The sequence below is a fragment of the Pseudoalteromonas sp. PS5 genome, assembly GCF_004103255.1.
Taxonomy (GTDB): Bacteria; Pseudomonadota; Gammaproteobacteria; order Enterobacterales; family Alteromonadaceae; genus Pseudoalteromonas; species Pseudoalteromonas peptidolytica.
In genome coordinates, this window is sequence record NZ_RCSQ01000166.1 from 1 (window position 1) to 8671 (window position 8671).

At 41.5% G+C, this 8671-nt stretch carries 7 protein-coding genes; 1 reads left to right on the forward strand and 6 read right to left on the reverse strand.

Annotation, left to right across the window (positions count from 1 at the left end; genetic code table 11):
- Nucleotides 1–260 (forward strand): hypothetical protein (locus D9603_RS21985; protein WP_206644519.1); only part of this gene is annotated, 260 nt, incomplete at its 5' end.
- A 50-nt stretch (nucleotides 261–310) separates the two neighbouring features.
- Here D9603_RS21985 and D9603_RS18370 read toward each other — a convergent pair.
- From D9603_RS18370 to D9603_RS18395, 6 genes are all read right to left on the reverse strand, one after another.
- A complete protein-coding gene (locus D9603_RS18370; protein ID WP_241651710.1) occupies nucleotides 311–2731 on the reverse strand; it encodes a PAS domain-containing hybrid sensor histidine kinase/response regulator in 2421 nt (806 codons plus the stop codon).
- A 368-nt stretch (nucleotides 2732–3099) separates the two neighbouring features.
- A complete protein-coding gene (locus D9603_RS18375) occupies nucleotides 3100–4335 on the reverse strand; it encodes an ABC transporter permease (RefSeq protein ID WP_128732391.1) in 1236 nt (411 codons plus the stop codon).
- Nucleotides 4335–5525 carry an HlyD family efflux transporter periplasmic adaptor subunit gene (locus D9603_RS18380; RefSeq protein WP_128732392.1) on the reverse strand — a complete coding sequence of 397 codons (1191 nt, stop codon included), beginning with the start codon at nucleotides 5523–5525 and terminating at the stop codon, nucleotides 4335–4337. The genes D9603_RS18375 and D9603_RS18380 overlap by 1 nt, the downstream gene beginning before the upstream one ends.
- Complete coding sequence (locus D9603_RS18385) at nucleotides 5522–6676, reverse strand: HlyD family efflux transporter periplasmic adaptor subunit (protein ID WP_128732393.1); 1155 nt, start codon at nucleotides 6674–6676, stop codon at nucleotides 5522–5524. Before D9603_RS18385 ends, D9603_RS18380 begins: the two co-directional genes overlap by 4 nt.
- On the reverse strand, nucleotides 6666–7616 hold the full coding sequence (locus tag D9603_RS18390) for an HlyD family efflux transporter periplasmic adaptor subunit (RefSeq protein ID WP_128732394.1): 951 nt from the start codon (nucleotides 7614–7616) through the stop codon (nucleotides 6666–6668). Before D9603_RS18390 ends, D9603_RS18385 begins: the two co-directional genes overlap by 11 nt.
- Nucleotides 7598–8284, reverse strand: coding sequence for an ABC transporter ATP-binding protein (locus tag D9603_RS18395; protein WP_125251689.1), 687 nt, complete (start codon nucleotides 8282–8284; stop codon nucleotides 7598–7600). Before D9603_RS18395 ends, D9603_RS18390 begins: the two co-directional genes overlap by 19 nt.
- Between the last annotated feature and the right edge of the window lie 387 nt (nucleotides 8285–8671).

Here is an 8671-nt window from a genome sequence, read left to right on the forward strand (position 1 = left end):
CGACAAGATTTTCTCGCCTTAAAATAGACCTCTTAATTAAGATAATTGGTATTATTTTTGATAAGAATCACACAAAAGTTTACCGTGTGGTGAAAAAAAGTCCAACAAAAAGCGGATTATTTATTGGTTTAGGTCAATTTGCCAGCGGATCAAAAAAGCTTAACCATCCGATCAATTTAAACAGTAGTATGTTTGTCCAACTCAGGCTTATTGATTCCAGTAAATGGCTACTTTGGCGGAGTCGAATAACAAAGCGATGAGAAGTGGTATAAGGGGGAACTGTTCATTACAATCCGCAGCGATGTCGACTTTAGCTCGTATAGTCCGATAACACTCCGTAGAGGATAGACAACTCAATTGGCTTTGGAATATGGGCGTTAAAACCAATTTTAAAATATCGTTTTACATCTTCAACCATCACATTAGCAGTAAGAGCAATGACTGGTATCTTAATATCTAGCTTCCTTATCGCTTTAATCGCATCAACACCATCCATTACTGGCATATGTATGTCCATTAGTATTAGATGGAAAGAGTTTTCGCGGCAAGCTTTAACAGCAAGGTCACCATTTTCAACGACCGTAATAATTGCTCCCGTTTCTTTTAGCATGGTTTTCACTAATATCTGATTAATCGGGTTATCTTCAGCAATCAGGATCTCTAGGTTTTGTAAGTTTGGTGGAGTCAGCGTTTTTGTTTGTGTTACTTGTGATTGAGAGTTGGATTGTTCAAGCGGAAGTGTTACATCAACAGTGGTTCCTTGTCCTGCCTTACTGGTTAGATTAATCGTGCCGTTCATAAGTTTGATCAAATTAACCGTGATAGACATACCTAACCCTGTACCACCGTATTGCCTGGTAGTAGAGGTATCTGCTTGAGAAAACCGCTCAAATATACGCTTTTGGGTTTGCTCATCCATACCAATCCCTGAATCTTGGATACTTAGATGAATTGCCGCATTGTTATTGTGTATGACGTTAGTTGCTGTGATAGACACTTTACCTTTGTGTGTAAACTTTACCGCATTTGATGCTAGGTTTAGTATTATCTGTTTGACTCGAACCAAATCACCAAGCCAACCATCTTCAAAATGTTTGTCAATGTTAACAACAAAGTCTACCCCTTTATTACTAACTAAAGCATCGAGATCATACTTAACGGAGTCGAGGATATTGCGAATTGAAATCGGCGCGCTTTCCAGCTCTATTTTGTTAGACTCTATTTTTGAATAATCCAGAATGTCATTGATGATGGTCAACAAGCTTTTTGCTGAAAATATTGCGTTACTGAGTACTTTCCTTAAATCATTGTCTAAGCTTGCATTTTCTAGTAACTGCAAGCCACCTAAAATAGCATTCATAGGGGTTCTGATCTCATGACTCATATTCGCTAAGAAATCACTTTTTGCTTTAGAAGAATGTTCAGCTGCTAGCCGTGCGGTTTCAGATACTTCGATAGCTTTGATTTTCTCAGTCACATCATAATTCACACCAATCACTTTAGTGGGCTTGTTATCCTTATCGCGTATGATTTGGGCACTGGCTTTTATGGTTCTAATATCACCGTTTGGATGAACGACTCTAAACTCAGGTTCATATTCACCGGTACCAGCGATAGCGGTTTGTAATTGCGTGCTGGCGAACTCTATATCGTCTGGATGAACTGCACTTTCCCACGCTTCATATACCTTTGAAAACTGTGCTTTTTGGATCCCGTATAATTTAAACATCCAATCATCCCAGATCAGCTCATTGGTGACTAAGTCCCACTCCCAAACCCCGATTTGAGCAGAGTTATTTGCAAGCTGCATTCTCAGTGCCAACGAGTCCGTTTGGTTTCTCGCACTATTAAGTTGTTTTTGTGCTTCAATTTGTGATGATATGTCTTGGATAACTGACCAAATGAAGTTTTTACCGTTATTATCTGCTACTTTAATGCCAGACAAAAGTACTGGAAATACGTGACCACTTTTGTGAATATATTCTTTTTGATACGGGCCATAACGGCCAGTTTTTTGCAAATTATCGAGCTGTATCTGTTCTTGTGCCTTATATTTTTCGGGAGTGATTTTCCAATAGTCAGTATTGTTTAATTCCTCTACCGAGTAGCCCGTCATTTCACTAAATTCGTCATTAACATAATGAAAAGTACCATCGTCCATCGCGTTTACTGCGATCCCAATGGGTGCTAAGTTAACAAAGCGCTCGAATTTCATTTTTTCTGTCTGGTAGGCAGTTTTATACTGTTTAGCATCGGTACTGGCTTTATCTAATTTCTCTTTCGTTGCAATAAGTTCAGAGATATCTCTCACAGTAGCGAGCACCAAGCGTTTATCTTGTATGTGTACGGCAGTAAGGGAAACAGAGCAGGGGAATACCGTGCCATCAGTTTTACTGTGGATCCAATGAAAAAGCTGTGCGCCATCTTGATGGCATTTTTGTATAAAATAGGTGGCTAATTGTTTGGATGATGTGCCGCAAGGTTGATATGGAGGGGATATATCGGAGGGCGTAAGCTTTAAAAAGGTGTCCTTACTATCAATGCCATGTAAGTCTACGGCGGCTTGATTACATTCCACAAACTTCCCTGAGTCCAAATCAACAATAGACTGCGCGTCGCCTGAGGCGAGAAATAGCGTTTTATATTTATCCCGCTCAAATGTAGTTGCTGCCAAGCGTGCTGTTAGCGTTTGTATTTCTTGTTCCAATTCCTGAGGGCTACGATTCATCATTTATGTCCTAGCTTGCATCAATGAAAAAGCATTCAGATTGACGCCGCGCTACTTGGGGTAAGTTCTTCTATTAATGTAGCAAATAAATGCCAAAGCTCACGAATAAATTACACTGAATAGGCGCTTCTAATTGATAACTGTGAGGGAGGAGGAGAGTTAAATTTTAGCAATTTATAATACCAACTAGTGTCAAACTTGCTCCTTCAGCTTGAGCAAGTATTTACGCTAATTGGTATCATTACAAAGCACAGGCCTGTCGGTGTTTAGATTTTCTTTGCGCTAGAATTAAGTCCTTGTAACATAATTTAATTTTTCTATTTTTCATTTAGCTTTCAAAAACAAAATTAAAGCGCATACAAAAAATAAGATTAGTCACTCTGTAATGCTTCGATAGGATCCAGCTTTGAGGCTTTAATGGCGGGATATACACCGAATATTAAGCCAACTAATGCACAAATACTAAAAGAGAGCACAATTGCACTGAGAGACCAAGACACAGCCCAATTTGAATAAAATGCAATGATCTCTGAAAGCACAATGCCAAACACCACCCCGAGCAGCCCACCTAAGATTGAGATAGTAAAGCTCTCTGTAATAAACTGAACCTGAATATTTTTCTGAGTGGCACCTATTGCACGTAATAATCCGATTTCTTTGGTTCGTTCAAGTACAGTCGCGAGCATGATATTCATAATACCAATGCCACCGACAAGGAGGGATATACCGGCTACGCAAGACATCACCATATTAAAAATGGCCTGCGTTTGTTTTTGCTGAGCAAGCAAGGCCGCTGGTATGGTTAACTTATAGTCGTCAATGTCGCTATGGCGATTCATGAGAATGTTAGCAATAGCTTGAGATGCTAAAATTGGACTGTGAGATTTGTCGATGGCCAGTTTCAACTCAGTGATCTCTGGCTCCAGTAGCCCCTTATTAAAACGGTAAATAGCGGTTGTCAGAGGTACAAAAATACGACTTTGCTCACCACCTAATGCCACGCCCTGAAACTCCTTTTTATTTAGGTGTGGTGCTTGCAAAATACCAACAACTTCAAACCATAAATGATTTACTTTTACTTGTTGACCAACTGCGTCTCCTAAGGGAAAAAGCGTTTTTGCGGTATTTTCACCAAGTAACGCAACTTGCCTATATTCCTTGCTATCTTCTGCATTAAGTAGGCGACCATCCGCAAGCTCATAATGGGCAAGACTAAAATAGTTTGCAGTGACACCGGCAGCTTCACCTTCAAAGCTGCCGAACTCGCTATATATCTGATAGGTATCTACCAGTCGTTCAGCAGAAAAATCATTAACAAAGGGCAAAGCATCGACTATCACTTGGCCGTCTAATAAGTTAAGACCTTGCGAGTGTTTTCGTTGTTCTTTTAGGTCATTCTCTTCAATGTCTTTGGCGCTGACAATAACATTATTAATCCCCATGGAATCAATCATTTTAAGCGCTTCTCGTTCAGCACCTTCACCTATGTTTAACATAGCAATCACGGCGCCCACACCAAAAATCATACCGAGCAAGGTCAATAGGGTTCTGAGCTTATGCTGTTTTAATTGCACCATGGCGTCGGTAAATAACTCTACATATTTCATTACAATTCCTTATTCGCGACCAGTGCAATTTGTTGGTTAGGGGACAAACCTTCCAGTACTTCGGTGTGGCTTAGGTTGCTTTGCCCTAACTCCACTTTTACACGTTGAAACTGGCTACCGTCTTTCACTAGCACAAAAAACGCATTGTTGTCATTGATAATGCTATGTTTCGGCACCAGTAGTGCTTGTTTACGTTCTTGAACAAGCAATGTAGCGAGTACTTTATTGCCAGGTGTAAAGTGGCTTGGAGTTTCGTTGAGGCTAGCTATAATCTCATAGTATTTTTGTGGATCTCCACGGCGAATAGATTGTGGATAGGGCGATACTTTTGTGACTTTACCATCAAAGCGTTCATCACTATTGGAGAGTAAAGTAAACTTAACCGTTTGCCCAACCTCAAGGCCAAGCGCTTCTTTTTCATGAACAAAAAGCTTAGCTTGCAGAGACGAAATGTCTGGTAACCCGCCAATTTTTTGCCCAGGCCATAATGCTTGGCCTGCCTTTGGCTTCTCTCCACGCCAATCCGCGTTTAGGGTAAGTAAGCCGTCATGTGGCGCGATAACTTCGAGACTTTCCAAATTTGCGTTGTACATCGCAATTTTGCTTTCATGCTGTTTTGATTGCAGTTTCAGTAGCTCCATTTCTCCCAGTGCAGAGGAGGAAAATTGGTCTGTCTGCCACTCAAAATATGCTTCTTTTGCGTTGAGATACTCAACATTTTGTAGTTGATCTAAAATATCGAGCTTTGAGCGGATCCGTTCGTCATCTATTGAAAAGGTTTCGGCAAAGCGCTTCTCTTCACTGACAATGCTTTTGTCGCTATCTAAATGGGACTTTCTTGTCGTTAAGTCACTATCTGTCACGGTCATGTCTTGCGCTACTTTGCCTTTGTCGAATTCGCTAAAACGTTTTCGTCTTGCTAACTGGCTGCCATCGAAGCGTGCAATCACATCGCCTTTTTTCACCTGAGAATACTCCGGTACTATCCAAGCAAGTGTTTGCGCTCCTCTGGCTGAAGTTGGGGCAGATATCACGGTTTCGCTTGCGGCTTCTAGTTCGCCTTCGGCATCCACTGTTATCGAAAATGGTTTTGACTCAACAGTGTAGAGCAGTTGTGTTGGTTTATCCGATGCTTCTTGACAGCCAAGCAACCAAATAGGGACAAGCAATGCGAGTAAGTTTTTGCTCATAGCCTTACCTCCGTGCCTTGGCTAATGCCAGAAGAAACCACGGCAAGCGTCGGTGTTGTATGAGAAATTGTCACCTCTTTTTCACCGTAATTTGTGTTTAGCAGCACTTTGCCAGCACTTTGTTTTAAAGCGTTAAGCGGAACGGTTAAGGCGTTATCGAGTTGGGCCGTCACTATCTCTACACGAGCGCTTAATCCGGGTCTTAGCTTATCAGTATCGATTTTATCCAGTTCAATAATCGCATCAACAATGCGGCTTTTATCTTGATATGACTTCTCCCTGAAGGCCTTTCCTATTTCAACGAGTTTTCCACTTATGACATAACCGTCGGCACTGTCAATGGTCACTTTTACTGTTTGCCCTAATTTAATCCGCCCAAAATCGGCTTCCTTTATTTGCGCTTTTACTTGCATTTGTTCAATAACTGACAACTCGACCACAGGCTGGCCAAACTGCATGGACTCACCAACACTGGGTTTTTCACCTGCTCTATTTGCTCTATAAGCAACTAAGCCATTCATTGGTGCTTTAACTTTTAAACGCTCAATATCACGTTTTAGTGCTTTTACTTCAGCATCTGTTCGTGCAACTTTACTTTTTGCCAATTGGATACTCAGTTCTTTGTTGTCTAGATGAAAAGCAAGTTTGCTGCGGGCAAGCTCTAACTCATTAGTTGCAATGGTGAAGTCGATTTGCGCTTTTTTACGATCGTTGTCTGAGCGTGAGTTATCTATGATCTCTGCCCGTCGTTTTGCCTTATCGAAGTTCATCTGCGCTTCAGCCAGTGCAAGTTTGTATTCTTCTTCTTGCTCCTCGACTTGAGCTTGTTTATTTTCCAGTTCTTTTTGTGCTTGGCTAAGCTTCGAATTGTACTCCATCAGACGATCTCTCACGCTCTGATCGTCAAACGAAACAACAACTTGGCCTTTTTGAACTGGGGTATTTTCAGGCATTAACTGTTTTATCTTGTATTGCCACATACGCTTGATTGAAGGAGGTGCTATCAACGCTCGGCTTTTTGATTCTAATTCACCATTCGCTTCTACTGTGATAGTGATTGTCTGTGACTTAACGATATGTGTATCGCTGGGAGCCTGGGTACAGCCAAGTAAATAGAGTGGAATGATAAATGCCAGTACCTTACTTTTCATTTTTCCCTCCTGGCAAAGTGATGCTTCCGCTCATGCCTGGTAGTAGTGGCAAATCGGTGTTGAATGTGAATTTAGCTCGGTAATACATACCTTGGCCCCAGTCTTGGCGTTTTTCAGGTTGTGTTGATAATTCTGTAAGTGTACTTGGCGTTGATGAGGGGCGAAATGCGTCAAACTTTAAATCAGCAGTTTGACCTTCTTTGATACCAGCAGCATCCACTTCATGTATCCAAGCTTCTAAATACAGGCCTGCTGTAGAAGGGATCTCTGCTACTTTCCACCCTGGTTGTACGGTTGCACCTGCAAATAATTTGTTGCCATTCCATGGGTGATCCGCATACAGAATGGGGCCGCTGTTACTGGCCATTAGACTCATTTTTTCTAGCTGCTCTTGGTTGTGCGTGAGACTTGCTTCTAATCGCTTTATCTCCAGCCGCTGTTTCTGAGTATTTGCCTTTGCTTCAGTTTCGGCCTTGCTTAAACTGATTTCGGCTTTATGGTTTTCAATGATCGCTTTTTCTAACGTCAGCTGGTATTGCTCGTAGTCGTAGGTGCTGATATTGGCTTTTGGCACGCTTGCATCAATTTTGGCTCTTTCAACGAGCAAAATGGTTTTTTTCAACTGAAACTGGGCTTCGAGTATCTTTTGGGCGCCGTCTTGTTCAATTCGCTTGTATTCATCTTTTGCGGCATCAAGCGCGACTTTGTCTTGGTCGATTGAGGTAGCAATGGAGCCTGAATCGTAGACAACCACAACATCCCCTTTGTTGGCAACTTCCCCCTCGGGTAGCATCCATTGAACTTGCGTTTTCCAAGAGTCGCTCATTGGTGCGTGAAAGACTTGAGTTTCACCAGCCTTAATAACACCTGAGATAATAATTTGCTTGGCAAAAGCCTGCGAAGAGGTGAGCAGGGCTAAGCTTATAATATAACTGCGCATTGGCTATCCTCCACTTTCTCACCATCTTTCATTCTGATGATTCGTTCAGCATATTCGGCAATATCGTCTTCATGCGTTACCATCACAATGGTATGGCCTTGCTGGTGCAGCTGGCAAAGTAATTCCATGATTTCATGTGAAGTTTTACTATCTAGGTTACCAGTTGGCTCATCGGCAAAAATAACTTTAGGTTCATTGATAAGCGCACGAGCAATTGCAACACGCTGGCGTTGTCCTCCAGACATTTCGAAAGGTTTGTGATGTGCTCTGCTGTCAAGGCCCACTTTTTTTAACATAGCAAGCCCTCGACTTTTGGCCTCTGATGGAGAGGTATTGGTGTACCTCAGTGGTAAGATGACATTGTCCAGTGCAGTTAGTCGAGTGAGCAGATGAAATGTTTGAAAAATAAAGCCGATTTTCTGATTTCTAATTTGTGACAGCGCTTCATCTTCTACAGCTTGAATTTCTTGATCTGCCAGATAGTAAGCACCGGAAGTTGGAGAGTCTAAGCAGCCAAGTATATTCATTAGTGTGGACTTTCCAGAGCCTGAAGAGCCCATCACTGCGACAAATTCGCCTTCCATCACTTCAAGAGAAACGGATTTTAGTGCATGCACTTGCGTTTCTCCGCTTCCGTACACGCGACTTAAGTTTTCTACCCGAATCATTTTTATTTTAATCCTTTGTTTTTTTTTATTGGTTTTATAGTTGGTTTAGTGGTGTTAAACCTAGTCCCTAAATTCAGTGTAACAAGGCATTAACTCAGAGTAAATCTAGCAAACACAAAGCGAAGGGAGAATAAGAACGGTTGATAGTTATAATATCAATTTGCTAAAGCAAGCTTTCTACTGTTAGGTTGTTAGCCAAGAAAGCCTAGGTGACAACATGACTTGTGCGCCTTGCTACTGCTTTGAAGGCAAGGCAAAAATTTAGCTACTGATCTGTTCAAAGCAGGTCTTAATTAACCTGAACTCGAGTTCAGGTTAATTAGCGTCATAGTAATACCAATTTGAAGGAGTAAATCTGACGCTAACAGCGTTAAAAATTTCTTATTT

Bases quoted from the DNA above. Each gene is read 5' to 3' on its own strand.
- D9603_RS18395 (WP_125251689.1), bottom strand. From the start codon at position 8,284: ATGATTCGGGTAGAAAACTTAAGTCGCGTGTACGGAAGCGGAGAAACG.
- D9603_RS18375 (WP_128732391.1), bottom strand. From the start codon at position 4,335: ATGAAATATGTAGAGTTATTTACCGACGCCATGGTGCAATTAAAACAG.
- D9603_RS18385 (WP_128732393.1), bottom strand. From the start codon at position 6,676: ATGAAAAGTAAGGTACTGGCATTTATCATTCCACTCTATTTACTTGGC.
- D9603_RS18370 (WP_241651710.1), bottom strand. From the start codon at position 2,731: ATGATGAATCGTAGCCCTCAGGAATTGGAACAAGAAATACAAACGCTA.
- D9603_RS18380 (WP_128732392.1), bottom strand. From the start codon at position 5,525: ATGAGCAAAAACTTACTCGCATTGCTTGTCCCTATTTGGTTGCTTGGC.
- D9603_RS18390 (WP_128732394.1), bottom strand. From the start codon at position 7,616: ATGCGCAGTTATATTATAAGCTTAGCCCTGCTCACCTCTTCGCAGGCT.